The sequence below is a fragment of the Variovorax sp. S12S4 genome (genome assembly GCF_023195515.1).
Lineage (GTDB): Bacteria > Pseudomonadota > Gammaproteobacteria > Burkholderiales > Burkholderiaceae_C > Variovorax.
Map to the genome: position 1 here is coordinate 3,391,977 of NZ_JALPKR020000002.1, position 25,081 is coordinate 3,417,057.

The following is a 25,081-nucleotide window of genomic DNA, read 5'->3' on the forward strand; positions in this document are numbered from 1 at the left end:
CAGCCGGAAGGCGGCTTCGGCCGAGAACCCGATGTCGGCATCGATCCAGAACAGATGCGTCCATTGCGGGTTGGCCAGGAACTGGGCCACGCAGTTGTTTCGCGCACGGGTCACCAGGCTTTCGCCCTGGTGGAACAGCACCTGGAGCCGCATTCCCGCGCGCTCCGCCTCGATGGCGAAGTTCATCATCGAGACGACGTAGTTCTGGAAGAACTTGCCGTCATGGCTCGGCGTCACGATCACGGGGAAGAACTGGCGCAATTCAGAGGGTTGGAGCATGTCGGATTCCATTGACAGGAGAGGTGCTGCACCAGCCGCGCTGACTGGGTGCGGCGATTCTAGGGACCGAGCGGCCCTGCGCCTGTGGCCGGCGGGTCGGGGCGCCTTCGGCCGGCCCGAGAAGCCGGCACTCTTGCGCAAGAACCGGCTTTTATCGCAACTCACGCAGCAGCCTGCGCTTAGTGAATGCGGAGTTCAACCGGCCGACTGGGCCGCCAGCGCGGTCAGCGCCGCGGCCGTTTGCGCATCGGCCGGAAAGAACGATTCCACCGCCAGCTCCTGCAACGTCACGTCCACCGGCGTGCCGAAGATGGTGGTGGTGCTGATGAAGCTCAGCACGCCGTTGGGCGTGACCAGCTGAAAAGGCACCACGACGCCTGACAGTTCGGTGTTCGCGGCCGGCGCGTCGTGGCTCACGCTGGGCGTGGGGTAGGCCTCGAGCTCGTCGTGCAGCGCCTGCAGCACGGCATCGCCTGTCGCGGCAATCTGCTGCTGCAGCCGTTCGAGCAAGTGGGCACGCCATTGCGCCAGATTGGCGATGCGGGAGGCCAGCCCGTCGGGGTGCAGGCTCAGGCGCAGCACGTTGACCGGGGCTTGAACCAGTTCCGGCGCTGCGCCGGCCATCAGCATCGGCACCAGTGCGTTGTGCGCCACCAGGTTCCAGTGGCGGTCGACTGCCAGCGCGGGAAACGGCTCGTGGCCCTTCAGCACCAGGTCGACGGCGCGGCGCGCCGAGGCCAGGGCAGGGTCGTCGAGGGAGCGCTGCCGGTACATCGGTGCGAAGCCCGCGGCCACCAGCAGGGCGTTGCGCTCCCGCAGCGGCACTTCCAGTCGTTCGGCCAGGCGCAGCACCATCTCGCGGCTGGGTGCGGCGCGGCCGGTTTCCACGTAGCTCAGGTGTCGCGTCGAAACCTCGGCCTCTTGCGCGAGATCGAGCTGGCTCAGGCGGCGATGCGTGCGCCAGTGCCGAAGATGCGCGCCGAACGGGTCGCGCGCGCCGGGCTGGCCGGCCTTGGACGAATGGGTGCGGGGTGTGGTCATGGCCCGCATTCTGGCGCGGCGCCGCTGGCACGCCATGACCTCCGAGGTTATCGACGCTGTGCCCGTCTTTCGAAATCATTGGGTCCAACGCGGCAGGACAGGCTTGCGGCGTACTCCAACCGAAGGAGATTCTCATGTCCGTCTTTGCATCCCCCCGTTTCCTCCCCAACGTCATGTGGGCCGACGCCGCTTCATGCGCCGCGACCGGCGCAATGCAGGTGGCTTTCACCGATGCGCTGGCAAGGCTGACCGGCCTGCCGGCACCGCTGCTCATGGGCACAGGCGTATTCCTGCTGGCATATGCGGCAGCCGCGGCCTTCATGGCCACCCGCCGCACGCCGCCCCGCACGCTCATCGGGCTGGTGGTCGTCGGCAACTTCGGCTGGGCCGTGGCCTGCGGGGCGCTGCTGATGAGCGGCCTGTTCGCGGTCACCGCGTTGGGCATGGCCTGGGTACTGGCGCAGGCGCTGTGCGTGGTGGTGCTGGCCGAGCTGCAATGGACGGGCCTGCGCCGGGCCCGCGGCAGCGCGAACATGGCCCTGGCCTGAGCGCAGCGGATGCCGGCAACACCCATTTACCCGGCATTTCTGGCCATGAGGAAGGTGGCACTTGGGGAGCATTGCAGGGAAGACCGACTACAACAACTGACATCGATCCCTGCTATCTTTGAGGTGCTTCCACGAACAGATCGAACGAACAGGAGTTCCTCAATGGCCAAAGCACCGGCGCACGCCTTTGCGTCCACCCTCAAGACCTTCAAGACCCCGTCCGGCGCATCCGGCAAATACTGGTCCCTGAAGGAGTTGGCCAAGCAGTATCCCTCCGTGAACCGGCTGCCGGTATCGATCCGCATCGTGCTCGAGTCGGTGCTGCGCAATTGCGATGGGCAAAAGGTCTCGCCCAAGCATGTCGAGGAGCTGGCGCACTGGGCGCCCAATGCAGACCGCGTCGATGAAATCCCTTTCGTCGTCACCCGCGTGGTGCTGCAAGACTTTACCGGCGTGCCGCTCCTCGCTGACCTGGCTGCCATGCGCAGCGTGGCCGCCAAGCTCGGCAAGTCGCCCAAGACCATCGAGCCGCTGGTGCCGGTCGACCTGGTGGTCGACCACTCGGTGATGGTCGACTACTACGGCACGCCCAAGGCGCTCGACCTCAACATGAAGCTGGAGTTCCAGCGCAACAACGAGCGCTACCAGTTCATGAAGTGGGGCATGCAGGCCTTCGACACTTTCCGTGTCGTGCCGCCCGGCTTCGGCATCGTGCACCAGGTCAACCTTGAATACTTTGCGCGCGGCGTCTACAAGAGCTCGAGCGACAACGCCGAGGTGCCGGTGTACTACCCCGATTCGCTGGTCGGTACCGACAGCCACACGACCATGATCAACGGCGTTGGCGTGGTCGGGTGGGGCGTGGGCGGCATCGAGGCCGAAGCCGCCATGCTGGGCCAGCCGGTCTACATGCTGACGCCCGACGTGGTGGGCTTCGAACTCACGGGCAAGCTGCGCGAAGGCGTGACGGCCACCGACCTGGTGCTGTATGTCACCTCCATCCTGCGGGCCGAGAAGGTGGTGGGCAAGTTCGTCGAATTCTTCGGACCCGGCGCTGCGTCGATCGGCGTGCCCGACCGGGCGACGATCGGCAACATGGCGCCCGAGTACGGTGCCACCATGGGCTTCTTTCCGGTCGACGAGGCGACTGTCGCTTACTTCGAAGGCACCGGCCGCACCAAGGAAGAGGTCGAGCGCTTCGAGACCTACTACAAGGCGCAGGGCCTCTTCGGCATGCCGGCGCCTGGCGACATCGATTACACCAAGATCGTCAAGCTCGACCTGGGCACCGTGTCGCCGAGCCTCGCAGGTCCGAAGCGGCCGCAAGACCGCATCGACCTGGGCCACCTGTCGACCAAGTTCTCTGAACTCTTCAGCAAGCCCAACGACGCCAACGGCTTCAACCAGCCGGCCGAGCGGCTCAAGCTGCGTTATCCGCTGACCACGAGCGGCCAGGGCGACGACAACGAAGCCGCGCCGCCGCCGCCCGGCGCACCGCGCGAACTGGTCGAAATGGTGGCCAACCGGTCGACCAAGGCCGCCGCCCATGTGAACGCCACGGCACCGGCGGCGCCTAAGGGCGGCGTGACCATCGGCAACGGCGACGTGCTGATCGCGGCCATTACCTCGTGCACCAACACCTCCAACCCGAGCGTGATGCTCGCGGCCGGCCTGCTGGCCAAAAAGGCGGTGGAGGCGGGCCTTACGGTCAAGCCGCACGTCAAGACCTCGCTGGCGCCCGGTTCCCGCATCGTCACCGAATACCTCGAGAAAGCGGGGCTGCTGCCGTATCTCGAAAAGCTCGGCTTCTACCTGGCCGGCTACGGTTGCACGACCTGCATCGGCAACGCGGGCGACCTCACGCCGGAGATCAACGACGCGATCGTCAAGAACGACCTGGTCGGCGCCGCAGTGCTTTCGGGCAACCGCAACTTCGAGGCGCGCATCCATCCGAACCTGAAGGCCAACTTCCTGGCCTCGCCGCCGCTGGTGGTGGCTTTTGCAATTGCCGGCAACGTGATGGTCGACCTGATGACCGAGCCGGTGGGCAAGGGCAAGAACGGCAAGGACGTGTACCTGGGCGACATCTGGCCCACGCCGAAGGAAATCGACGAGAACCTGCGCTACGCGATGAATGCCAAGTCGTTTCGCGCCAACTACGACAAGGTCAAGACCGACCCCGGCAAGTTCTGGAGCAGCATCCAGGGCACCACGGGCCAGGTCTACGACTGGCCCACCTCGACCTACATTGCCGAGCCGCCGTTCTTCGCCGACTTCAAGATGCAGCCGCATGCATCGGACGCCGGCTTCAAGGGCGCGCGCATCATGGCGCTTTTCGGCGACTCGATCACCACCGACCACATCTCGCCAGCCGGCTCCATCAAGGAAAGCTCGCCCGCCGGCATCTGGCTCAAGGCGAACGGCGTGGCCAAGGCCGACTTCAACAGCTACGGCTCGCGCCGCGGCAACCACGACGTGATGATGCGCGGCACGTTTGCCAACGTGCGCATCAAGAACCTGATGATTCCGCCGGACATCAACGGCACGCAGGAGGAGGGGGGCGTCACGCTGTTCCAGCCTGGCAACCAGAAGATGTTCATCTACGACGCCGCCATGAAGTACATGGAGCAGGGCATCCCCACGGTGGTCTTCGGCGGCGAGGAATACGGCACCGGCTCATCGCGCGACTGGGCCGCCAAGGGCACGCAGCTCTTGGGCATCAAGGCCGTGGTGGCGCGCAGCTTCGAGCGCATCCACCGCGCCAACCTGGTCGGCATGGGCGTGCTGCCGCTGCAGTTCCGCGGCGCCGATTCATGGCAGACGCTGGGCCTGACGGGCGACGAAAAGATTGACGTGGTCATTGGCGGCGAACTCAAGCCGCAGATGGACGTGAAGCTGGTCGTGCATCGTGCCGACGGCTCGCACCAGGAAGTGACGGTGCGCCTTCGCATCGATACGCCGATCGAGGTGGATTACTACAAGCACGGCGGGATCTTGCCGTTTGTGCTGCGGCAGTTGCTGGCATAACTCTCGGGGTCTGCTCTCAGGTTTGGTGCGGCATTGCCTTGCCGCAGATCGGGTAGCTGCGGGTTGCGATCAGCAGAATAATTTTCGAAATGAGCGCCACATATAGCGGCTCCACCGCGATCCGCGTCGGGCTGATCTCAGACACGCACGGGCTGCTGCGCCCCGAGGCTGTGGCAGCGCTGCAGGGGTGCGACCTCATCGTGCATGGCGGGGACATCGGCGATGTTGGCATCCTCGAAGCGCTGCGAGCGATCGCGCCGTTGACGGCTGTACGGGGCAACAACGACCGCGAAGCCTGGGCAGCCGGCATTGCGGAAACCGACTTCCTGCGGGTCGGCAGTGTGCTTGTCTATGCGATCCACGATCTCTCGCAAATCGACATCGATCCCGCTGGCGCCGAGGTTCGCGTAGTGGTCTCGGGCCACTCCCACAAGCCGCAGATCGAGGAGCGCGACGGAGTCCTTTATGTCAACCCAGGTAGCGCCGGGCCCCGTAGATTCAAATTGCCAATCGCAGTCGCTGAACTCGAAGTAGTCGGTGAGACGGTAACGGCACGCATCATCGAACTGGCTTGATCAGGCACGGCGAAAGCGCCGAAACCGTCGCGATAAGGGGCAGAGCCTGCGTGGTCAAAGGGTCTTGGTCAGCTTTCTGCGATTGAGAATTGATAGCATCTAGGTTTTGCTCAATTGGCGCGTCGCGTTTTCGACGCACTTTCTTACCGTGCAAACCAACAATTTTGGTGCCACACCGGCAACTCCCGGCCTGCGGCTCGACCAGCTTCCCAACAACCAATGGGCGACCGTGCTCGACGTAGCCCGTCCCGAGAGTGCGGACGATCGCGAACTCGTGCTGCGCCTGACCGAAATCGGCTTCGTGCCGGGCGAAGCGGTGCGCATCGTCGCCATCGGCCGTCCGGGTCGCGAGCCGCTCGCCGTCCGGCTGGGCCACACCACCTTTGCGTTGCGCCGCCACGAGGCCGCGCTGATCCATGTGGCACCGGGCCTGCCGGAGGACGCAAACCATGGTTGAGGCGGTCATCCAGGGGCCGGGGCGCCTTGCCGCCACGGCCCAGCCCTCCCGCGTCGCGCTGCTCGGCAACCCGAATTGCGGCAAAACCGCGCTTTTCAACCTGCTTACCGGCAGCCGCCAAAAGGTTGCCAACTACGCCGGCGTTACCGTCGAGCGCAAAGAGGGCACGCTTCGCACCGCATCGGGCCGCCGCGTCTTCGTTCTCGACCTGCCCGGCGCCTACAGCCTGAACGCGCTCAGCGCCGACGAGGCCGTGACGCGCGACGTGGTCACCGGCAAGAGCAGCGAGCCCTTGCCCGATCTGCTGGTGTGCGTGACCGACGCCACCAACCTGCGGCTCAACCTGCGGCTCGTGCTCGAGGCCAAGCGCCTCGGCTTGCCGATGGTGGTGGCGCTCAACATGACGGACATGGCGAAGAAGCAGGGCATTGCCATCGACACGGCCGTGCTCTCGCGCGAATTGGGCGTGCCGGTCATCGAGACCGTAGGCGTGCACTCCGGCGGCGCGCAAGGCCTGCTCGAAGCCCTGGATTCGCCGGTGGCCGCCGCCGCGCCGCAGCCCTGGCAGGCGCCGGGGCTCGACGATGTGCTTGCCACGCAGCGCGAAGTGCGCCGCATCCTCGGCATTGCCGTGCGCGAGCCGGTGGGAAGCCTGGCTACCAGCGACCGTATCGACCGCGTGGTGATGCACCCCGTATGGGGCATGCTGGTGCTCGCGGTCACCATGTTCCTGATGTTCCAGGCCGTGTTCAGCTGGGCCAATGTGCCAATGGACGCGATCAAGGCCGCGACAGAGGGTCTTGGCGAGCTGTTGAAGACCCGCATGCCCGAGGGCATGCTGCAAAGCCTGCTGGTCGACGGCGTCATTGCCGGCGTGGGCGGCGTGGTCGTCTTCCTGCCGCAGATCCTGATCCTGTTCTTGTTCATCCTGGCGCTGGAAGATTCAGGCTACCTGCCGCGTGCCGCGTTCCTGCTTGACCGGGTGATGGGCACCGTGGGGCTCTCGGGCCGCTCGTTCATTCCGCTGCTTTCGAGCTTTGCCTGCGCTATTCCGGGCGTGATGGCAACGCGCACCATCAGCAACTGGCGCGACCGCATCACCACCATCATGATTGCGCCGCTCATGACCTGTTCGGCGCGCCTGCCGGTCTATGCGCTGCTGATTGCGGCCTTCATTCCGGCGCGCACCGTGGGCGGCGTGTTCAACCTGCAGGGCGTGGTGCTGTTCGCGCTGTATGTCTTCGGCATCGTCTCGGCAATGGCAGTGGCCTGGGTGATGAAGCGCTTCCGCGACAACAAGCAGCATTCGCCGCTCCTGATGGAACTGCCGGCCTATCGCTGGCCCAACCTGCGCAACCTGGCGCTGGGCCTCTACGAGCGGGCATGGATCTTCATCCAGCGCGTGGGCACGATCATTCTCACGCTCACCATCTTGTTGTGGTTCCTGTCGACCTTTCCTTCGCCGCCCGAAGGCGCCACGGGGCCGGCCATCCAGTACAGCCTGGCCGGCATGATCGGGCGCGGCCTGGAGCACATCTTCGCGCCCATCGGCTTCAACTGGCAGATATCCATTGCCCTGGTGCCGGGCATGGCGGCGCGCGAAGTGGCGGTGGGCGCACTCGGCACGGTGTATGCACTCTCGGCCAGCGGGGACGACGTGGCAGGCCAGCTCGAGCCGCTGATCGCGGGCAGCTGGTCGCTCGCGACGGCGCTGTCGTTGCTGGTCTGGTACGTGTTTGCACCGCAATGCATCTCGACCCTGGCGGCCGTGAAGCGCGAAACCGGTTCTTGGCGTTATGTGTGGATCATGGCGGGCTATCTCTTCGCGCTCGCCTACGCGGCCTGCTTCATTACCTACCGCGTTGCAGTGGCGCTCGGGGCAGGTTAAAACCTGCAGTGAAAGGTCTGGAAAAGATATGGCACAGCAACTGATCGTCGGTTTGATCGTCGCCGCTGCCGCGTTCTACGCGGTGTGGCGCTGGATGCCCGCGGGCTGGAGGCGCAGCGCTGCCCGCAAGCTCGCGGCCGGTACGCACCGCGCAGGCCTTGTCGATCAGGAACGCGCCGACCAGTTGGCGGCTTCGCTCGCCAAGACCTCGGGCTGCGGCTCTTGCGACAGCTGCAGCAGTTGCGGCCCCAAGGCCACCGACAGGAAAAACGCCGAAGAAGCCGGCCCCGGCCCGCTGTCCACGCACAGCCGCTGAAGGCCGATGCCCGCTCACATCCTCGTCGCCGGGGGCGGCATCGGGGGCTCGCTACTGCGCTGGCGCTGTCCCGCGGTGGCCATCGCGTCGATGCCTTCGAACAGGCGGCCGTGTTCGCCGAAGTCGGCGCCGGCATCCAGATCGGTCCCAATGTCACGCGGCGCCTCCGGCAGCTGGGCTTGGACAAGAGCCTCGATGCCATCGCTGCGCGTCCGGACGCGCTGGTGGTGCAGAGCGCCGGCAGCGGTGCCGAACTGGCCCGTCTGCCGTTGGGCGACGCCATGCACCAGCGCTATGGCGCTCACTACCTCTGCGTACATCGCGCCGACCTGCATTCGATGCTGCTCGATGCCGTGCGATCGCAAGGCACGGGCACCTTGGCAACCGATGCCCGCATTGCGCAGGTCGAGATGAGCGACGACCTCGTCTGCGTATCGAGCAGTGGCGCGCGCGCCTGGGAGGGCGAGGCGCTGGTCGGCGCCGACGGCCTCTGGAGCGTGGTGCGGCAGCGGCTCGAATCGCCATCGGCCGCCGAGCCGGCTCGCATCACGGGCCACACGGCCTGGCGCGGGATGGTCGCCCAGGCTGAACTGCCGCAGGCGCTGCGCCGTCGCCGCATCGATGTATGGCTCGGGCCGCGCCTGCATGTGGTGGCCTACCCTGTGCGCGGCGGCGACTGGCTCAATGTGGTGGTGATTGCCGAATCCGCCCCGGCAGGCGATGCGCGCGACTGGGACCAGGCCAGCAGCCTTGTGGCGCTGCAGCAGGCCACCGGCCGTAGCGGCCGCGCCCTGCAAGCCTTGCTCGAGGCAATGCCCAACTGGCGCGCCTGGACCCTCTGCGACCGTGCGCCGCTGAGCTCTGCGGCGGACATGGCACACGAGCGCATCGCGCTGGTCGGCGATGCCGCGCATCCGATGGTGCCTTACCTCGCGCAGGGCGCGGGCATGGCCATCGAAGACGCCGTATCGATGGCCGAGGCGCTCGGCGATGGCGGGGCGGCCGACGTGCCGGCCGCCTTTGCCCGCTATGCCGAGGCTCGCTGGCAGCGCAATGCCATGGTGCAGGCAAGGGCGCGGCGCAACGGGCAGGTCTTTCATGCCACCGGACCCATGCGCCTGGGCCGCGATCTTGCCCTGCGCACGCTGGGTGCGCGGCTGCTGGACCAGCCCTGGCTGTACGGAGGCTGAAAGGCCGCTGCGCCCCCGGGGCTCTCAGAGCCTGAATGTCTGCAGGTGTTCGATCCGTTCGGCCAACCCCTCGGGGCCGAGATAGTGACCCTGAGAACCGTCGCGCACCTCGAGCAGCGTGGCCTCTAGTTCCGCCAGCATCGCATCGCGCTCGGCGGCGAAGGCGGGCGCCACGTCGATACCGGCCTGCGTGCATGCATCGGCGATCAGGTGTGCGCTTGCGGGCGCGCCGCAGGCCGCGCACTTGACGATGGCGGCCACGTTCGGTTCGGCCCCGTTCGCGAGCAGCGCATGCGTGAGCTCGGGTGAAATCTGGCCGTCGATGTTGCGCAAGGCGTCGCGTGCCACGGGAGCTCCCGCGCGGACCAGCGCCATGGCCGCGGCAAAGGCACCGTTGCCTATGGCAACGTCCGTGGCCAACGCACTTCCCTGCTGCGGTCCGTCGAAGCTCAAGCCCGCGGCGGCGAGCTCGGCCACCAGGTCCGCGTCGTCGCTCGCGATGGCATGGTGCAGCGCCGCGCGCGCAGTGGCCGGCAGCCGGCGCAGCGTTCCGTTGGTCAGCGGTGTGCGCCAGTCGATCACGGCGCGGCAATAAAAGCTCACCAGCTTGTCCATCAGGTCGAGGTCCAGGCCGTGGTCCTGGTGCCGGTCGTCGAGGTACTGGAGCAGTGCCTGGCCGGAAAAATAATCGCCAGTGGGTGCCAGCGGGTCTTCGTCGAGATGCAGTGCCCCAAAGGCGCTGTACAGGTCGGGCGCGATGGTGTTCACGCCGTCTTCATGCAGGGCATGCGTCCAGGCCGGCGGCAGCCCGTGCTTCCACGCGGTGATGTGGCCGTGCTCGGGTCCAGGCTCGACCACCGCATAAACCCGGTCCAGGTACTCGAAGCCGCCGAAGGGCAGGTGCGTGAGCTTGCCGCTCCAGTCGCGGCCATCTTCTTCGGCTGCCTCTTCGGCCAGCTCCTGCTCATGCTCGATCCAGCCCTGCAGATCGCGATAGCCGTCGCTGCCGTTCCAGAACAGCTCCGACCAGCTGACGGATTCGATGTTGCCGTTCATCGGCAGCGACAGGTCGTAGTCGAGCCGGCCGCCCGCCGTTTGCCGCCACAGTTCGAGCAGCGGCTCGGGAACTGGGCCCGCGCACAGCGCCTGGACGGCGGCTATCTGCTGCTCAGGCATCGGTGGCTGCGCATCGAAGATCACGCGGTCCGCGAACAGGACCACGCCATGTTCGCGCAGGGTAGCAAGCTCTTCGAGCGAGAACTGGACATCTTTCATTGGCAGTGCCTCCGTTGATGCCAATGTAGCGCTTTGTGCAAATGGAGCAAGCACTTGCATGGTGGCCCGCGCATGCGGCCCGCATCAAAGGTCCGTGCGCAGCTTCCAGATCTCGGGAAACAGCACCACGTCGAGCATCTTGCGCAGGTAGCTCACGCCGCCCGTGCCGCCCGTGCCGCGCTTGAAGCCGATCACGCGCTCGACCGTGGTCACATGGCGAAAGCGCCAGAGCCGGAAAGCGTCTTCGAGGTCGGTGAGCTTTTCGCCGAGCTGGTACAGGTCCCAGTGGTCGTGCGGGTTTCTGTACACCGTGAGCCACGCGGCCTCGACGCCATCGCTGACTTCATAAGGCTGCGTCCAATCGCGTTCCAGATGATCGGCGGGCACCGCAAGGCCGCGGCGCGCCAGCAGCTTCAGCGACTCGTCGTAGAGCGAAGGCGAGCGGTAGGCTTCTTCGACCTGCGCCAGCAGATCGGCCCGGTGCGCATGCGGCTTGAGCATGGCGGCGTTCTTGTTGCCGAGCGCAAACTCGATGCAGCGGTACTGCGCGCTTTGAAAGCCGCTCGAGTTGGCCAGGTAGGGCCGCATGGCGGTGTACTCGGGCGGCGTCATGGTCGAGAGCACGGTCCATGCGCTCACCAGCTGTTCCATGATGCGGCTCACGCGGGCCAGCATCTTGAAAGCGTCGGCGAGTTTTTCTTGCGCGATGCAGGTGGTGGCGGCGCGCAGCTCATGCAGCATGAGCTTCATCCAGAGCTCGCTGGTCTGGTGCTGCACGATGAAGAGCATTTCGTCGTGCGCGGGCGAGAGCGGGTGCTGCGCGTTGAGGATCTGGTCGAGATGCAGGTAGTCGCCGTAGCTCATCGACGCGCTGAAATCCAGCTGCGCTTTTTCTTCGTGAACGATTTTTTCGGTGCTCATGATGCTTGCTGCCGGGTCATCGCCAGACCACTGCGGTGTAGGAAGGGCGGCCCGGTACCGAATCTTTTGCGGGATAGACGAAACGCACGACGTCGTTCTTGCGCTTGAACTCCTGGTAAGTCTCGCCGCCCGGGATGCGGCCCTTTTCGGCTGGCGCATAGCCCGCGGCGCGCACTTCCTTCACCAGCCGCTCGAAGGCGGCCTTGTCGGTCAGCGAGAGCTGGATGTTGTTTTCGCCGGCGCGGCTTTCCGCGTAGGTGGACTTCATGAAGCGGATCGTGTGGTCGTCGACCACCTTGTCGTATTCGATCATGCTGACCTCGGGGGTCACGGTCTTGTCGGCGTAGGAAAAACCTTGGGCCTTGACCTGTTGGCGGAACGCATCGGGCGTGAGGGCCACGAAAGCCTTGAGTTGGTCAAGCGTGTAGCTCGCCTGCTGTGCGAAGGCCGGTGCGGCCAGCATCAGGAGCGAGGCGAAGAGGGTGATCAATTTGTGTTTCATGGGTACGTGCTGCTCAGGTCACTGCATTCTTGCGATTGAATTCTTCGCGCTTCCACTCGCCTGCCTCCAGCACCTGCACCAGGTGCTCGACGGAGTTCCACACATCCTCGAAGCCCAGGTACAGCGGCGTGAAACCGAAGCGCAGGATGTCGGGCATCTGCGAATCGCCTGCGCGGTAGTCACCGATCACGCCGCGCGCAATCAGCGCCTGCACGATGGCGTAGGCGCCTTCATCGCGGCTCAGGCACACCTGCGAGCCGCGACGCGCATGTTCGCGCGGCGTCACCAGCGAAAGCCCCTGGCCCGCGCAGCGCTCTTCGACGAGTTGGATGAAGAGGTCGGTGAGCGCAAGCGATTTGGCGCGCAGGGCCGCCATGCCGCCCTTGCCGCCATCGAACGCCTCGGCCGCCAGCACCGTATCGAGCCCGCATTCGAGCCCCGCCAGAGCGATGATCGGTTGCGTGCCGCAAAGGTAGCGGCCCACGCCCGGCGCAGGCCGGTAGTGCGGCGTGAATTCGAAAGGCGCCGCATGGCCCCACCAGCCCGACAGCGGCTGCTCGAACTTGCCCGCATGCCGTGTATGAACCCACACGAATGCCGGTGCACCGGGGCCGCCGTTCAGATACTTGTAGCCGCAGCCAATGGCGTAGTCGGCATCGCTTTCGTTCAGCGCAACCGGCACCGCGCCTGCGCTGTGCGCGAGGTCCCATACCGTGAGCGCGCCGGCGGCGTGCGCGGCGGCAGTGATGGCCTTCATGTCGTGCATGGCGCCGGTGCGGTAGTTCACGTGCGTGAGCATCAGCACGGCCACGTCATCGGTCAGCACCGCGGGCAACTCGTCCGCGTCGATCAGCTTGAGCGTGAAGCCGCGCTCGCGGCACAGGGATTCGGCGATGTAGAGGTCGGTCGGAAAGTTGCTGCGCTCGCTGATCACCAGCTTGCGGGCGCTGTTCTTTTGCTGCGAGAGCGCCGCGAAGAGCACCTTGTACAGATTGACGGAGGTGCTGTCGGTGCACACCACTTCGCCGGGTGCGGCGCCGATCAGCCGGGCCACCTTGTCGCCGAGGCGCTGCGGCAGGTCGAACCAGCTGGCCGTGTTCCACGAGCGGATCAACCCCTGGCCCCATTCCTCGGCGACCACTTCGGCAATGCGTGCGGGCGCGGCCTTGGGCAGCACGCCGAGCGAGTTGCCGTCGAGGTAGATCACGTCCGGCGGCAGGGTGAATTGGTCGCGCAGCGAGCGCAGCGGGTCTTGCGCGTCGAGCGCGCGGCAGTCTTCAAGGGTCGTCATTGGGCGGGGTTTCAGCGTGGAAGGTCGCGCAGCACGGCGCGAACGGGAGATGCGTCGGCGCTGACCAGCTTGAGCGGCAGCGCGATGAGTTCGTAGTCGCCCTCGGGCACATCGTCGAGCACGAGGTTCTCGAGCACGCGCAGGTTGAGGCGGCGGATGCGCTGGTGGCTTTCCAGCGTCTTGCTGTCGGCCGGGTCGATGCTGGCCGTGTCGATGCCGATGAGCTTCACGCCCATGGCCGCAAGGCGTTCGACGGTGGCAGGTGCGTAGGCCGCGAGCTGCGGATCCCACTGGGCGACGGGCATGGCGGCATAGGTGCGCACCAGCACGCGGGGCGGCAGGTCGCTCGCGATCGCATGCGCAATGTGCTCCCACTCGATCAGCGGGCCCTTGGCAATCGCGTGGATCACGCGGCAAGGGCCGAGGAAGGGCGCGAGATCGACCTGGCCGATGGTCTGGCCCTCGGGGTCGTAGTGCAGGGGCGCATCCGCATGGGCACCCACATGCGGCGAGAGCTTGATCTCGCTGACGTTCACCGGGCAGACCTGCGAAATGGTTGCGGCCCATCGCTGCTGGTAGGGCGTGTCGCCGGGGAACACCGGCGTGCCTTCATGCACGGGCGGCGAGATGTCCCAGATGCGGGGTTGAGATTGCAGAGAACGCATGGCGCAAAGTTAGCGCCGGGAGCGGGGTCGTGGTGTCGGTTATTTCCAACACACAACGTGACGAGATGATCGGCTCAGGAGGGCAGGGCTGGCAGCCCGTGCCTGGCGCGCGCGCGCTCGCAGGCGTCGCTGCCGGCCTGCAGCTCGTGGCACGGATTGGGCCGCCATTCGTAGATGCCGCAAGCCACCGACTGGCCGATCTTGCCGGTCAGCGCGGCGCAGCGCATGGGCGTGTGGTCGGTGCCGCGCATGCGGCACAGGGCGTCGTTCACTTCGACGGCAAGGCCCGAGGGCACCTTGCCACCGTTGTCGTCGAGCTCGTGGATGCTGAAGTCGACGCGGTAGCTGGCGCAGCAGGCGCCGCATTGCTGGCAATGAGACACGCGGCCGCGCCTTCAGCTTTTTTTCAGAGCCTGCCGAGCAGCAAGAACTCCATCAGCGCCTTCTGCGCGTGGAGCCGGTTCTCGGCCTCGTCCCACACCACCGACTGCGGGCCGTCGATGACTTCGGCCTGCACTTCTTCGCCGCGGTGGGCGGGCAGGCAGTGCATGAAGAGGGCGTCCGGCTGGGCGACGCGCATCATGTCTTCGTCGACGCACCAGTCGGCAAAGGCCTTGCGGCGCGCTTCGTTCTCGGACTCGTAGCCCATGCTGGTCCAGACGTCGGTGGTGACGAGGTCGGCGCCGCGGCAGGCTTCCATCGGGTCCTTGAAGACCTCGTAGCTGTCGGCCGACCGCAAGCCAGCTACGGATTGATCAACCTCGTAGCCGCTGGGCGTGCTCACATGCACCTTGAAGCCGAGAATCTCGCTCGCCTGCAGCCAGGTGTTGGCCATGTTGTTGCCGTCGCCCACCCAAGCCACCGTTTTCCCCTGGATCGAGCCGCGGTGCTCGATGTAGGTGAAGATGTCCGCAAGGATCTGGCAGGGATGGAACTCGTTGGTCAGGCCGTTGATCACCGGCACGCGCGAATGCGCGGCAAAGGTATCGATCTTGGTCTGCTCGTAGGTGCGGATCATCACGATGTCGACCATGCGGCTGATCACCTTGGCGCTGTCCTCGATGGGTTCGGCGCGACCGAGCTGGCTGTCGCCGGTGGTCAGGTGCACCACGCTGCCGCCAAGCTGGTACATGCCCGCCTCGAAGCTCACGCGGGTGCGCGTGCTGGCCTTCTCGAAAATCATTGCCAGCGTGCGGTCGGTCAGCGGCTGGTGCTTTTCGTAGGTCTTGAACTTCTTCTTGATGATCGCCATGCGATCGAAAAGATAGGCGTACTCGTCGGCCGTGAGGTCCGAGAACTGCAGGTAGTGGCGGATGGCGTTCGGCGTGGTGGCGGTCGTCATTGCGCTGCTGGCTCCGACAGGAAGGTTTTCACGATGGGCGCGAGGATGGCGACGATTTCGTCGGCCTCGGCAATGCTCAGGATGAGCGGCGGAACGAGGCGGATCACCTTGTCGGCCGTCACGCTCAGCAGCAGGCCGGCGTCGCAGGCGCGGTTCAGGATGACGCCGCAGGGGCGGTCGAGCTCAATGCCCAGCATCAGGCCCTGGCCGCGGATTTCCTTCACGCCGGGCAGGCCGCCGATTTCGCGCTGCAGCGCGCTCTTCAGGTGTTCGCCCACCGTGGCGGCGTTTTCGAGCAGCTTGTGCTCTTCCATGATGCGAATGGTTTCCACGCCCGCACGCATGGCAAGCGGGTTGCCGCCGAAGGTGGTGCCGTGGTTGCCCGGGCCGAAGATGTTGGCGGCCTTGGGGCCGGCCACCACCGCGCCGATAGGCACGCCCGAGCCCAGGCCCTTGGCCAGCGGCATCACGTCCGGCTTGATGCCGGCCCACTGGTGCGCGAACCACTTGCCGGTGCGGCCCATGCCGCACTGCACTTCGTCGATCATCATGAGCCAGTCGCGCTCGTCGCACAGGGCGCGAACCTGCTTCAGGTAGTCCACGCGCATCGGGTTGATGCCGCCTTCGCCCTGAATGGTTTCGAAGAACACGGCCACCACGTTGGGGTTGCCTTCGGTGGCCTTCTTGAGCGCTTCGATGTCGTTCAGCGGCACGCGGATGAAGCCCTCGACCAGCGGGCCGAAGCCGGCCTGGACCTTCGGGTTGCCCGTGGCCGACAGGGTGGCGATGCTGCGGCCGTGGAACGCGGCCTCGTAAACCACGATTTCGGGCCGCTCGATGCCCTTGTCGTGGCCGAACTTGCGCGCGAGCTTCAGCGCGGCTTCGTTGGCTTCCAGGCCCGTGCAGCAGAAAAAGGCGTTGGTCAGGCCCGAAAGCTCGGTCAGCTTGGTGGCCAGCTGCTCCTGGCCGGGCACGTGGTAGTAGTTGGAACTGTGGATCAGCTTGCTGATCTGGTCCTGCAGCGCGGGCACCAGCTCGGGGTGGTTGTGGCCCAGCGTGTTCACGGCAATGCCGCCAAGGCCGTCGAGATACGCCTTGCCCGAGGTGTCCCAGACTCGGCAGCCCTGGCCGTGCGACAGCGCGATCGGCAGGCGACCGTAGGTGTTCATGACGTGGGGCGAGGTGGGCTGGGCGGTAGCGCTCATTCGGGTTCTCCAGATAGGGAACCGCGGATTCTAGGCGTCCGGTCGGGCAGCTTCATTGAGGATTCCGCATTACAGCAATGCCCTTGGCTCGGGCAGCAAAGTGGCGCGGATAGAATCCCTTGTTGCACTGCAGCACCTGCTTGCGGGCGCCTCATTCAACGATGATTTCCCCCACTGCCAAAGAAATCTTCATCCAGGGCATCACCCATGATGGCCGGACTTTTCGCCCGAGCGACTGGGCCGAGCGGCTGGCCGGCGTCATGTGCTCTTTTCGCCCTGGGGGCGCCTATCCCGGAAGCCACTTGAGCTATTCGCCGTGGTGCGTTCCCACCACCATCAACGGTGTGAAATGCGTGGTTGTGAACCGGGCCCTGCGCGATGCCGAACCCATGGCCTGGGACTTCTGCGTCAATTTTGCGCGCGACAACGACCTGCAGGTGGCCGAAGCTTGCCTGGTTCCCGACGCGCCCGGCGCACCGCCCAAGACCTGAGCCGGCCCGCCCCGCTTCTTCCACAAAGCGAACGCCCATGAAAAAACCGCCCGAAGGCGGTTTTTTACACTTTGCTGCAGCGCACCCCGATCAAACGGCGGACCGGAGAATTCCGATCCGGGCTTGCCTGACAGGTGTCAGGCGGCTGCCTTTTCAGGCGCGAGGGCGAGGGCCTTGACCTTCGCCGACAGGCGGCTCTTGTCGCGAGCTGCCTTGTTCTTGTGGAAGATGCCCTTGTCGGCGACGGTGTCGACGATGCTCTGGGCCTTCGCGAAGAGTTCGCTTGCCTTGGTCTTGTCGCCGGCCAGAACGGCCTTTTCGACATTCTTCACGGCGGTGCGGTATTTGGAGCGCAGCGAGGTGTTCGCAGCGTTGAGCTTGGTGTCCTGGCGGACGCGCTTACGGCCGGAGGCGAGGCGCGGGTTCTTTTTCTTGGGCTTGGCGGATGCCATGATTTAGTTCCTTAGGTGTCTGAGGATGATGCAGCAAAGCCCTCCATTATAGGCCGGGTTGGGTTTTTCACCGAATCGGGGCTTGCCGGGCCCTACACTCGCCCCGTGTCACTGCTCAAATCCGCCTCCACCGTTTCCCTTCTGACGCTCGCATCGCGGATCACGGGCCTCGTGCGCGACGTGCTTTTTGCCTCGGTATTTGGCGTCAGCGCGCTCACCGATGCCTTCAACGTCGCTTTTCGCATTCCCAACCTGTTCCGGCGGGTTTTCGGCGAAGGCGCCTTCAGCCAGGCCTTTGTGCCGGTGCTGGCCGGGCACAAGACCGAGGCCGGGGAAGAGGGCGCCAAGGCGCTGATCGACCACGTGGCCACGCTGCTCACCTGGGCGCTGGTGGTCGTGTGCGTGGCCGGCGTGGTCGGCGCGCCGTGGCTGGTGTGGGCCATGGCCAGCGGGCTGGAGGGCTTCGACGCAGCCGTGGTCATGACGCGCTGGATGTTTCCGTACATCGGCTTCATGTCGCTTGTGGCGCTGGCGGGCGGTGTCCTGAACACCTGGCGCAAGTTCGCGGTGCCGGCCGCCTCGCCGGTGCTGCTCAACATTTCGCTGATTCTTGCCATCGTGGCCGGCGCGCCGCTGTTCAGGCGCTACGGCATCGAGCCGATCTACGCGCAGTGCGCGGGCGTGCTGGTCGGCGGTGTGCTGCAACTGGCGCTGCAGGTGCCCGCGCTGCGCGCGCTGGGCCTCATGCCGCGTATTGGCGCAACCTTCGGAGCGCTCCGCGCCGCCTGGACCGACCCGACCACGCGCAAAGTGCTGAAGCTTATGCTGCCTGCCTTGCTGGGCGTGAGCGTGGCGCAGATTTCGCTGCTCATCAATACGCAGATCGCATCGCACCTTGCCACGGGCAGCGTCACCTGGGTGGTCAATGCGGACCGCCTGATGGAGTTTCCGACCGCCATGCTGGGCGTGGCGCTTGGCGTGGTGCTGATGCCGCAACTGGCTGGCGCGCGGGCCGCCAAGGACGACGAGCGCTATTCGGCCCTGCTCGACTGGGGGCTGCGGCTGGTGGTGCTGCTCTCGGCGCCCTGCGCCATTGCGCTACTGCTGTTCTCGCAGCCGCTGGTTGCTGTGCTTTTTCACAACGGCGCGTATGGCGCCGAAGACGTGAGGCGCACCACGCTCGCATTGATGGGCTACGGCGTCGGGCTGGTCGGCATCGTCGCCATCAAGGTGCTTGCGCCGGGCTACTACGCCAAATACGACATGCGCACGCCGGTGATCATTGCGGTGTCGGTGCTGGTGCTGACCCAGTTGCTCAACGTCTTTCTGGTGCCGGTGCTGCAGCATGCCGCGCTCACGCTCACCATCGGCATCGGCGCGGTGGTCAACGCGATCTGGCTGCTGGTGGGGCTGGTTCGCCGCGGCAGCTACAAGCCCGAGCCGGGCTGGGGCAAGTTCATTCTGCAGGTGGCGGCGGGCACGCTGGTGCTGGCCGCGTTGCTGGCCTGGGGCTCGTACTATTTCGACTGGATTGGCCTGCGGGCCCAGCGGCTGCAGCGTATCGGGCTGCTGGCGGCGCTGATCGCGGGGGCGGGGCTGCTGTACTTTGCCGTGCTTGCCGCCGTGGGCGTGCGGTTGCGCAGTTTCATGCGCCGTTAAGCCGCAGGTACAACGGCTGACAACAGGGCCAGATCAAACCGCCGCCGGCTTCTGCAGCCGCGGCGTTTTCGCATTGCGCAAGCTGAAAACACCGCCTTGACGCTCCCCGAATGCTCCTCTACAAAGACACATGACGTTCAGCTTTCAGGTTCCCACGGCATTGGCGTATTTCGAATCGCTGGTGCAGAGCGACGACCACTTTCCGCTGCTCGAGGCTGCCGCCAGCCTTGCGCAGGACGAATACCCCGACCTCGACGTGCAGCAGGTGCTCGGCGACGTCGACCAGCTGCTGGCCCGGCTCAAGCGCCGGCTGCCCGCAGACGCCGCGCCGCTCGCCCGGCTGCGTGCGCTCAACCAGTTCTTCTTCAACGACCTGAACTTCGGCGGCAACGTCAACGACTACTACGACCCGGACAACAGCTACCTGAACGCCGTCCTGCGCACGCGCCGCGGCATTCCCATTTCGCTGGCGGTGCTGTGGATGGAGCTGGCGCAGGGCCTGGGCCTGCAGGCGCGCGGCATCGGTTTTCCGGGGCATTTCATGCTCAAGGTCACGCTGCCGAAGGGGCAGGTGGTCATCGATCCCTTCACCGGCAAGTCGCTCTCGCGCGAAGAACTCGGCGAGCGGCTCGAGCCCTACAAGCGCAGCAACGGGCTGGTTGGCGATTTCGACGTGCCGCTGGGCCTTTACCTCCAGCCCGCCAGCTCGCGCGAAATCATCGGCCGCATGCTGCGCAACCTGAAGGAAGTGCACCGCGCCCAGGAAGACTGGCAGCGCGCCATCGCCGTGCAAGACCGCCTCATTGCGCTGCTGCCCACCGCCTGGGGCGAATACCGCGACCGCGGCATTGCGCATGCCGAGCAGGGCAACACTGCGGCCGCCGTGCGCGACCTGGAAACCTACCTGGAGCACGCGGAAGACGCGCTGGACGTCGACGTCATTGCGGAGCGGGTGGCCGCCTTGCGCCGAGCGGCCAACTGATGAGCGCCAGGAGCGGCGTTGCCGACGCCTCCGATCTCGGCACGCTTCACGAATTTCACGGCGTGCAGCCGGTGCTACCGGTGTCCGACGTCACGCGCGCCGCGCGCTGGTTCCGGGACATCCTGGGCTTCGAGCTCGATTTCATCGCCGGCGAGCCGCCCAGCTATGCGCGGGTGAAGAAGGGCGACCGCACCTATGGCGATCCGGTCTACCTGCGCCTGTGGCAATGCAACACGCGCGGCGCCGTACCCTGGCGCGGCGAAATCGTGATCCACGTGGGCAAGGACATCGACGGCCTGCACGCCGCCTACGTGAAGCGCGGCGTTACCGTGGTTGAGCCGCCCACGTCGCAGCCCTGGGGCCTGCGCGAATTCGCGATCCGCGAGCCCGACGGACATATCTTGCGCTTCTGCGGCTATTTACCCTGAATTTCTGATACATAAAATTACAAATGGACCGGCGCGAACGTGTCGATCCGGCTTCCCCTCGTCCGACGTGTGAACAGGAGCGCGCAGTTTTCAACGCCTCCGGCTTCATTCATCAACCTTCAGGAGAAACGACATGCGATTCATGGTTCTGGTCAAGGCCAACAAGGATTCCGAAGCGGGCGTGATGCCCAGCACCGAAGTGCTCACGGCCATGGGCAAGTTCAACGAGGAACTGGTCAAGGCCGGCGTGCTGCTGGCGGGCGAAGGGCTGCATCCGTCTTCAAAGGGTGCGCGCGTGCGCTGCGAAGGCTCCAAGCGCACGGTGATCGATGGCCCCTTCGCCGAGACGAAGGAACTGCTCGCGGGTTTCTGGCTGCTGCAGGTCAAGTCGAAGGAAGAAGCCATCGAATGGATCAAGCGCAGCCCGTTCCAAGAGGGCGAGATCGAGATCCGCCAGGTGTTCGAGGCCTCCGATTTCGGCGACTCCATGACGCCCGAGCTGCTGGCGCAGGAAGACCGCCTGCGCGCCGAGACCGAGGCCCGTACCAAGGCCGGCAACTGAATCAAAAAACCGCATCAAGGAGACCTGCCATGCGATTCATGCTGCTGATGATTCCCCACGGCTACGAAACAGCCGCACCCGGCACCATTCCGGACGACGTCGAAGCCGTCGGGGCCATGATGGCCTACAACGAGTCGATGCAGAAGGCCGGCATCCTGATCAGCTGCGACGGCCTGCATCCGCCCTCGATGGGCGCGCGCGTGAGCTTTCCGGGCCGCAAGCCCAAGGTGGTGGACGGCCCCTTCGCCGAAGCCAAGGAAGTGCTCGGCGGCTACTGGATCATCGACGTGCCCTCGCGCGCCGACGCGATCGAATGGGCCACCCGCTGCCCCGGCAGCGAAAACGAAGTGATCGAGGTCCGCCAGATCCAGGAGATTGCCGATTACCCGCCAGACGTGCAGGCCCTGACGGCCGAGATGGCGTCGATGCAGGCGGTCAAGAAGGCATAGGGATGAGCGCTGCGGCCCGGGACGAGGCCGCCATTCACCGCACCATCGAGGCGGTGTGGCGCATCGAGTCCGCGAAGATCATTGCCACCGTTGCGCGCATGGTGCGCGACGTGGGCCTGGCCGAAGAGCTGGCCCAGGACGCGCTGGTCTCGGCCCTGGAGCAATGGAGCGAAACCGGCGTGCCCGACAACCCCGCCGCCTGGCTCACTGCCGTGGCCAAGCGCCGCGCACTCGACCGGCTGCGCCATCGGCAAATGACCGAGCACAAGGCCGGCGAGATCGGCCGCGAACTCGACGCACAGCACGAAATGGCGCAGGCCGATTTCGCCGAAGCGGTCGATGCCGCGCTCGACGACGACATCGGCGACGACCTGCTGCGGCTGGTGTTCACCGCCTGCCATCCGGTGCTTTCGACCGAGGCGCGCGTGGCGCTCACGCTGCGGCTGATGGGCGGCCTCACGACGGACGAGATTGCCCGCGCCTTCCTCGTGCCCGAGGCCACGGTGGCTCAGCGCATCGTGCGCGCCAAGCGCAGCCTTCTCGAAGCGCGCGTGCCTTTCGAGGTGCCGCGCCGGCACGAGCTCGAGGCGCGGCTCGCCTCGGTGCTCGAAGTGCTCTACCTGATCTTCAACGAAGGCTATTCGGCCACGGCGGGTGACGACTGGATGCGGCCCGCGCTGTGCGACGAAGCCATGCGGCTCGGCCGGATCGTGGCCGAGCTCGTGCCCGATGCGTCGGAAGTGCACGGCCTGGTGGCGTTGATGGAGATTCAGGCGTCCCGCACGGCGGCCCGTGTCGGCCCGTCGGGCGAGCCGGTGCTGCTGCTGGAGCAGAACCGCGCGCGCTGGGACCACATGCTGATTCGCCGCGGCCTGGCGGCACTTGCGCGCGCGGAGGCTCTTGGCGGAGCCTTGGGGCCCTATGCCTTGCAAGCCGCCATCGCCGCTTGCCATGGCCGGGCGCGAACGGCTGCGGAAACCGATTGGCCCCGCATTGCGGCGCTGTACGACGCGCTGGCCGAGCTTTCTCCGTCGCCTGTCGTCGAGTTGAACCGCGCGGTGGCGCTGTCCATGGCGTTCGGGCCCGCAACGGGGCTGGAGGTGGTGGACGCGCTGCTCGGCGAGCCCGCATTGCAGGGCTATCACTTGCTGCCGGCGGTGCGCGGAGACCTGCTCTTCAAGCTGGGCCGCCACGACGAGGCGCGCAACGAATTCGATCGCGCCGCCTCGCTCACGCGCAACACGCGCGAGCGGACGCTGCTGCTGGCGCGGGCACGCGCCTGCCTTCTTCCGCCTGCCTGATTGCGCACCGCGCCGCGCCGTTAGACGGTCGGCGCAGGCGTGGCGGCCGAAGGCGAGCCCGGCAATCCGAACTGATGCCACGCGCGCCGTAGTTGCGTGTCCGAGCCGAAGCCCGAGATTTCCGCCGCCCGCGTCACGCTCGCGCCCGAGGCCAGCGCGAGCTGCGCCGCCGCCAGCCGCAGCCGGCGCAGATAGGCCAGGGGCGCCACGCCTGCGTGCTCCACGAACAGCCGCGTGAGGTGCCGCGCCGAGGTGTGGGCCACTTCCGCCATGCGAGGCACGTTCCAGTCGGCCTGGGGCTGTTCGCTGACGGCGTCCTGCACGCGGTGCAGGGCGGCATGCAGATGGTTCCGGTAAGCCAGAAAAGGCGAAAGCTCCGGGTCGTGCGGGCCGCGCCGCTGCGCCACCACCATGGTCTGCGCCACCTGGGCCGCGAGCGCTTCGCCGCACACATCCGCGATGCGGTGCAGCACCAGGTCAATGCCGGTCGTGACGCCCGCGCTGCTGTAGACGGGCGGGTCGATCACGAACACGCGGTTGGCGACCACGTCGCAGCGCGGCTCTACCGAGCGCAGCTCGTCCAGGTGATGGTGGTGCGTGGTTGCGCGCCGGCCGGAGAGCGCGCCCGCATGGGCCGCCAGCAGGGCGCCCGCGCACACGGTGACCAGCTCGAGCCGGCCGCGTTCGAAGCGCTGGCCGCGCAGCCAGTGCAGCAGGTCCTGCGTCTCGGCGTTGTCGATCGCGATGAAGTCGCCGGGCAGCCCGACCAGCACCACCCACGCTGGCCCATGCCATTGCGTCGGCAACGGCGCAAGGTTGGCAAGCGCCACGCCCACCGAGCCGACGGAGGTAGGCCGCGGGCTGGCGAATTCGATCTCGAAGCGCTCCGGCTGGCCGGCGGCGCGCAGCCGCTGGTTGGCGATGCGCAACGCCTCGGCAGGCCCGGCCCAATCGAGCACCAGGCTGCCCGGCAGCAGCACGAACACTACGCGGATGGGTGGTTGCCGGAGTTCCATGCGTAGTCCATCTGGCGCGCCGTGCGTTCGGCCAGCGCGCGGCCGGCCAGCCGCTCGACCAGGTACAGGCTCATGTCGATGCCTGCGCTGATGCCCGCGGAGCTGACGACGCGGCCGCTGTCGATCCAGCGTTCGCCCTCGCGCACATCCAGCAGCGGAAACTGTTTGCGCAGATCCGCAATGTCTTCCCAGTGGGTGGTGACGGCCTCTTGTGTGAGCACGCCGCTTTTTGCGAGCAGGAACGCGCCGGTGCATACCGAGGCGGCAAGCTGCGCGCCGGCCGCGCATTTTGCAATCCAGCGCAGGGTGGCGGGGCTTGCCATAGGCGCATCGACAACGCCCCCGGGCACGATCAGGAGGTCCGCCGTGGGATTGTCGGCCAGGTTGTGGTCCGCCAGCAGGCGCAGCCCGGCTCGGGCTTGCACGGGCTGGCCCGCGCTTGCGAGCGCCACGGAGGCGACCTCGAACGGCGCCTCCGTGCCGGGATTCAGGCGCTGGCTGACGCGGCTCGCCGTGGTGAACACCTCGAACGGGCCCGCAAAGTCGAGCGCCTCGACACCGTCGAAGGCAAGGATCAGCACGCGCAGCGTCATGCGGCCGCTGTCTCGGCGGGGAGGGCGCCGGCGCGTTCGAGCGCCTGATCCACAGTGCAGACGGTGGCAAACCGGCCGTCCAGCACAGCCGCCGTACGGGCCTTGATGTCAGCCGCGGCAAGCGGGCGGCCGTCGGGCTGCACCATGTCGAAAGTGAGCGTGGCCTCGGTCACATAGTCGACTTCCCAGCCCAGGTCGGACGCATGGCGCGTGGTGGTTTCGCAGCATTGCTCGGTGCGGATGCCGCTCACGATCAGCCGGCCGATGCCTTGCTGCGTGAGCCAGATGTCGAGCCCGCTGTTGACCAGCGCGCTGTGGCGGTGCTTGGTGAATGTGGCTGCGGCTTCGAATGCCGCCAGGCCTTCGATCGGCCGCACCAGGCCCGACTCGATGGCGAAGGGGTGGCTTGCGACGGCAGGCTCATCGACATGGAAGACCCGCACGATCGGAATGCCGGCGGCCGCGCAGCCTTCGATCAGCGCGTTCTGGGCGGCGAAATAAGGCCGCGCAACTTCTTCGGACCAGTAGGCACGCTGGCGGAAGGATTCCTGCGCGTCGATCACTATCAGACACGATTTCATGGGTATGGGGCTCGAAGGGCGGAGTGAATGATGCCGCCTATTCTT

Annotated in this window: 27 protein-coding genes and 1 pseudogene; 15 read left to right on the top strand and 13 right to left on the bottom strand. The window is 66.3% G+C overall.

Annotation, left to right across the window (positions count from 1 at the left end; translation table 11 throughout):
- The first annotated feature begins 31 nt into the window (after positions 1 to 31).
- Entirely contained in the window at positions 32 to 202 is a 171-nt protein-coding gene (locus M0765_RS16710) for a hypothetical protein (protein WP_258504799.1), read from the top strand.
- A gap of 272 nt (positions 203 to 474) precedes the next feature.
- Here the strand turns inward: M0765_RS16710 and M0765_RS16715 are convergent, their stop codons facing one another.
- Positions 475 to 1,320 carry a helix-turn-helix domain-containing protein gene (locus M0765_RS16715; protein WP_258504801.1) on the bottom strand — a complete coding sequence of 282 codons (846 nt, stop codon included), beginning with the start codon at positions 1,318 to 1,320 and terminating at the stop codon, positions 475 to 477.
- Between the two features lie 134 nt (positions 1,321 to 1,454).
- Here M0765_RS16715 and M0765_RS16720 point away from each other — a divergent pair, with 134 nt between their 5' ends.
- From M0765_RS16720 to M0765_RS16750, 7 genes and pseudogenes are all read left to right on the top strand, one after another.
- The gene (locus M0765_RS16720; protein ID WP_258504803.1) at positions 1,455 to 1,868 is read left to right on the top strand and encodes a hypothetical protein; all 414 of its coding nucleotides are present in this window, start codon (positions 1,455 to 1,457) and stop codon (positions 1,866 to 1,868) included.
- Between the two features lie 162 nt (positions 1,869 to 2,030).
- Positions 2,031 to 4,895 (top strand): aconitate hydratase, encoded by a 2,865-nt coding sequence (gene acnA / locus M0765_RS16725; RefSeq protein WP_258504805.1) that lies wholly within the window; start codon positions 2,031 to 2,033, stop codon positions 4,893 to 4,895.
- A gap of 89 nt (positions 4,896 to 4,984) precedes the next feature.
- Positions 4,985 to 5,470, top strand: coding sequence for a metallophosphoesterase family protein (locus M0765_RS16730; protein ID WP_258504807.1), 486 nt, complete (start codon positions 4,985 to 4,987; stop codon positions 5,468 to 5,470).
- 148 nt (positions 5,471 to 5,618) lie between these two features.
- Positions 5,619 to 5,927: a FeoA family protein gene (locus M0765_RS16735; RefSeq protein WP_258504808.1), complete on the top strand. Its 309-nt coding sequence runs from the start codon at positions 5,619 to 5,621 to the stop codon at positions 5,925 to 5,927.
- Positions 5,920 to 7,815 (top strand): ferrous iron transporter B, encoded by a 1,896-nt coding sequence (gene feoB / locus M0765_RS16740; protein ID WP_258504810.1) that lies wholly within the window; start codon positions 5,920 to 5,922, stop codon positions 7,813 to 7,815. The genes M0765_RS16735 and feoB overlap by 8 nt, the downstream gene beginning before the upstream one ends.
- 28 nt (positions 7,816 to 7,843) lie before the next feature.
- Complete coding sequence (locus M0765_RS16745) at positions 7,844 to 8,131, top strand: DUF6587 family protein (protein ID WP_258504811.1); 288 nt, start codon at positions 7,844 to 7,846, stop codon at positions 8,129 to 8,131.
- Positions 8,132 to 8,137: 6 nt separating this feature from the next.
- Positions 8,138 to 9,321, top strand: a pseudogene (locus M0765_RS16750) (FAD-dependent monooxygenase).
- A 24-nt stretch (positions 9,322 to 9,345) separates the two neighbouring features.
- Here M0765_RS16750 and M0765_RS16755 read toward each other — a convergent pair.
- The 8 genes from M0765_RS16755 to M0765_RS16790 all read right to left on the bottom strand — a co-directional run bounded on the left by M0765_RS16755 (position 9,346) and on the right by M0765_RS16790 (position 16,522).
- Positions 9,346 to 10,596 (bottom strand): SMI1/KNR4 family protein, encoded by a 1,251-nt coding sequence (locus tag M0765_RS16755; protein ID WP_258504812.1) that lies wholly within the window; start codon positions 10,594 to 10,596, stop codon positions 9,346 to 9,348.
- Between the two features lie 84 nt (positions 10,597 to 10,680).
- Positions 10,681 to 11,517 (bottom strand): tryptophan 2,3-dioxygenase, encoded by an 837-nt coding sequence (gene kynA, locus M0765_RS16760; protein ID WP_258504814.1) that lies wholly within the window; start codon positions 11,515 to 11,517, stop codon positions 10,681 to 10,683.
- Positions 11,518 to 11,533: 16 nt separating this feature from the next.
- Positions 11,534 to 12,019, bottom strand: coding sequence for a hypothetical protein (locus M0765_RS16765; RefSeq protein WP_258504815.1), 486 nt, complete (start codon positions 12,017 to 12,019; stop codon positions 11,534 to 11,536).
- Positions 12,020 to 12,032: 13 nt separating this feature from the next.
- Entirely contained in the window at positions 12,033 to 13,310 is a 1,278-nt protein-coding gene (gene kynU, locus M0765_RS16770; protein WP_258504817.1) for a kynureninase, read from the bottom strand.
- Positions 13,311 to 13,321: 11 nt separating this feature from the next.
- Positions 13,322 to 13,975, bottom strand: coding sequence for an arylformamidase (kynB, locus tag M0765_RS16775; RefSeq protein WP_258504819.1), 654 nt, complete (start codon positions 13,973 to 13,975; stop codon positions 13,322 to 13,324).
- A 74-nt stretch (positions 13,976 to 14,049) separates the two neighbouring features.
- On the bottom strand, positions 14,050 to 14,358 hold the full coding sequence (locus M0765_RS16780; protein ID WP_258504821.1) for a YkgJ family cysteine cluster protein: 309 nt from the start codon (positions 14,356 to 14,358) through the stop codon (positions 14,050 to 14,052).
- Between the two features lie 23 nt (positions 14,359 to 14,381).
- Positions 14,382 to 15,317, bottom strand: coding sequence for an ornithine carbamoyltransferase (argF, locus tag M0765_RS16785; protein WP_258504823.1), 936 nt, complete (start codon positions 15,315 to 15,317; stop codon positions 14,382 to 14,384).
- Positions 15,314 to 16,522, bottom strand: coding sequence for an aspartate aminotransferase family protein (locus tag M0765_RS16790; RefSeq protein ID WP_258504824.1), 1,209 nt, complete (start codon positions 16,520 to 16,522; stop codon positions 15,314 to 15,316). Before M0765_RS16790 ends, argF begins: the two co-directional genes overlap by 4 nt.
- Positions 16,523 to 16,683: 161 nt before the next feature.
- On the opposite strand from M0765_RS16790, the gene M0765_RS16795 reads away from it, so the two are divergent.
- On the top strand, positions 16,684 to 17,013 hold the full coding sequence (locus M0765_RS16795; RefSeq protein ID WP_258504825.1) for a DUF3579 domain-containing protein: 330 nt from the start codon (positions 16,684 to 16,686) through the stop codon (positions 17,011 to 17,013).
- Positions 17,014 to 17,150: 137 nt separating this feature from the next.
- On the opposite strand, the gene rpsT is transcribed toward M0765_RS16795, so the two are convergent.
- Positions 17,151 to 17,465: a 30S ribosomal protein S20 gene (gene rpsT / locus M0765_RS16800; protein WP_007831346.1), complete on the bottom strand. Its 315-nt coding sequence runs from the start codon at positions 17,463 to 17,465 to the stop codon at positions 17,151 to 17,153.
- A 105-nt stretch (positions 17,466 to 17,570) separates the two neighbouring features.
- Between rpsT and murJ the strand changes: the two genes are divergently transcribed.
- From murJ to M0765_RS16830, 6 genes are all read left to right on the top strand, one after another.
- Positions 17,571 to 19,124, top strand: a complete 1,554-nt coding sequence (gene murJ, locus M0765_RS16805) for a murein biosynthesis integral membrane protein MurJ (RefSeq protein ID WP_258504827.1) — start codon at positions 17,571 to 17,573, stop codon at positions 19,122 to 19,124.
- Between the two features lie 130 nt (positions 19,125 to 19,254).
- Entirely contained in the window at positions 19,255 to 20,106 is an 852-nt protein-coding gene (locus M0765_RS16810) for a SirB1 family protein (RefSeq protein WP_157612858.1), read from the top strand.
- On the top strand, positions 20,106 to 20,534 hold the full coding sequence (locus M0765_RS16815; RefSeq protein WP_258504830.1) for a bleomycin resistance protein: 429 nt from the start codon (positions 20,106 to 20,108) through the stop codon (positions 20,532 to 20,534). The genes M0765_RS16810 and M0765_RS16815 overlap by 1 nt, the downstream gene beginning before the upstream one ends.
- Positions 20,535 to 20,667: 133 nt before the next feature.
- Complete coding sequence (locus M0765_RS16820; RefSeq protein ID WP_157612860.1) at positions 20,668 to 21,096, top strand: YciI family protein; 429 nt, start codon at positions 20,668 to 20,670, stop codon at positions 21,094 to 21,096.
- A 29-nt stretch (positions 21,097 to 21,125) separates the two neighbouring features.
- Positions 21,126 to 21,545, top strand: coding sequence for a YciI family protein (locus M0765_RS16825; protein ID WP_258504832.1), 420 nt, complete (start codon positions 21,126 to 21,128; stop codon positions 21,543 to 21,545).
- Between the two features lie 2 nt (positions 21,546 to 21,547).
- Complete coding sequence (locus M0765_RS16830; RefSeq protein ID WP_258504833.1) at positions 21,548 to 22,846, top strand: RNA polymerase sigma factor; 1,299 nt, start codon at positions 21,548 to 21,550, stop codon at positions 22,844 to 22,846.
- Between the two features lie 20 nt (positions 22,847 to 22,866).
- Here the strand turns inward: M0765_RS16830 and M0765_RS16835 are convergent, their stop codons facing one another.
- The 3 genes from M0765_RS16835 to M0765_RS16845 are packed head-to-tail and all read right to left on the bottom strand — an operon-like array spanning position 22,867 to position 25,036.
- Positions 22,867 to 23,862, bottom strand: coding sequence for a GlxA family transcriptional regulator (locus M0765_RS16835; RefSeq protein ID WP_258504835.1), 996 nt, complete (start codon positions 23,860 to 23,862; stop codon positions 22,867 to 22,869).
- Positions 23,832 to 24,455 carry a DJ-1/PfpI family protein gene (locus M0765_RS16840; RefSeq protein WP_258504837.1) on the bottom strand — a complete coding sequence of 208 codons (624 nt, stop codon included), beginning with the start codon at positions 24,453 to 24,455 and terminating at the stop codon, positions 23,832 to 23,834. The genes M0765_RS16835 and M0765_RS16840 overlap by 31 nt, the downstream gene beginning before the upstream one ends.
- Positions 24,452 to 25,036: a cysteine hydrolase family protein gene (locus M0765_RS16845; RefSeq protein WP_258504839.1), complete on the bottom strand. Its 585-nt coding sequence runs from the start codon at positions 25,034 to 25,036 to the stop codon at positions 24,452 to 24,454. Before M0765_RS16845 ends, M0765_RS16840 begins: the two co-directional genes overlap by 4 nt.
- Positions 25,037 to 25,081: the final 45 nt, after the last annotated feature.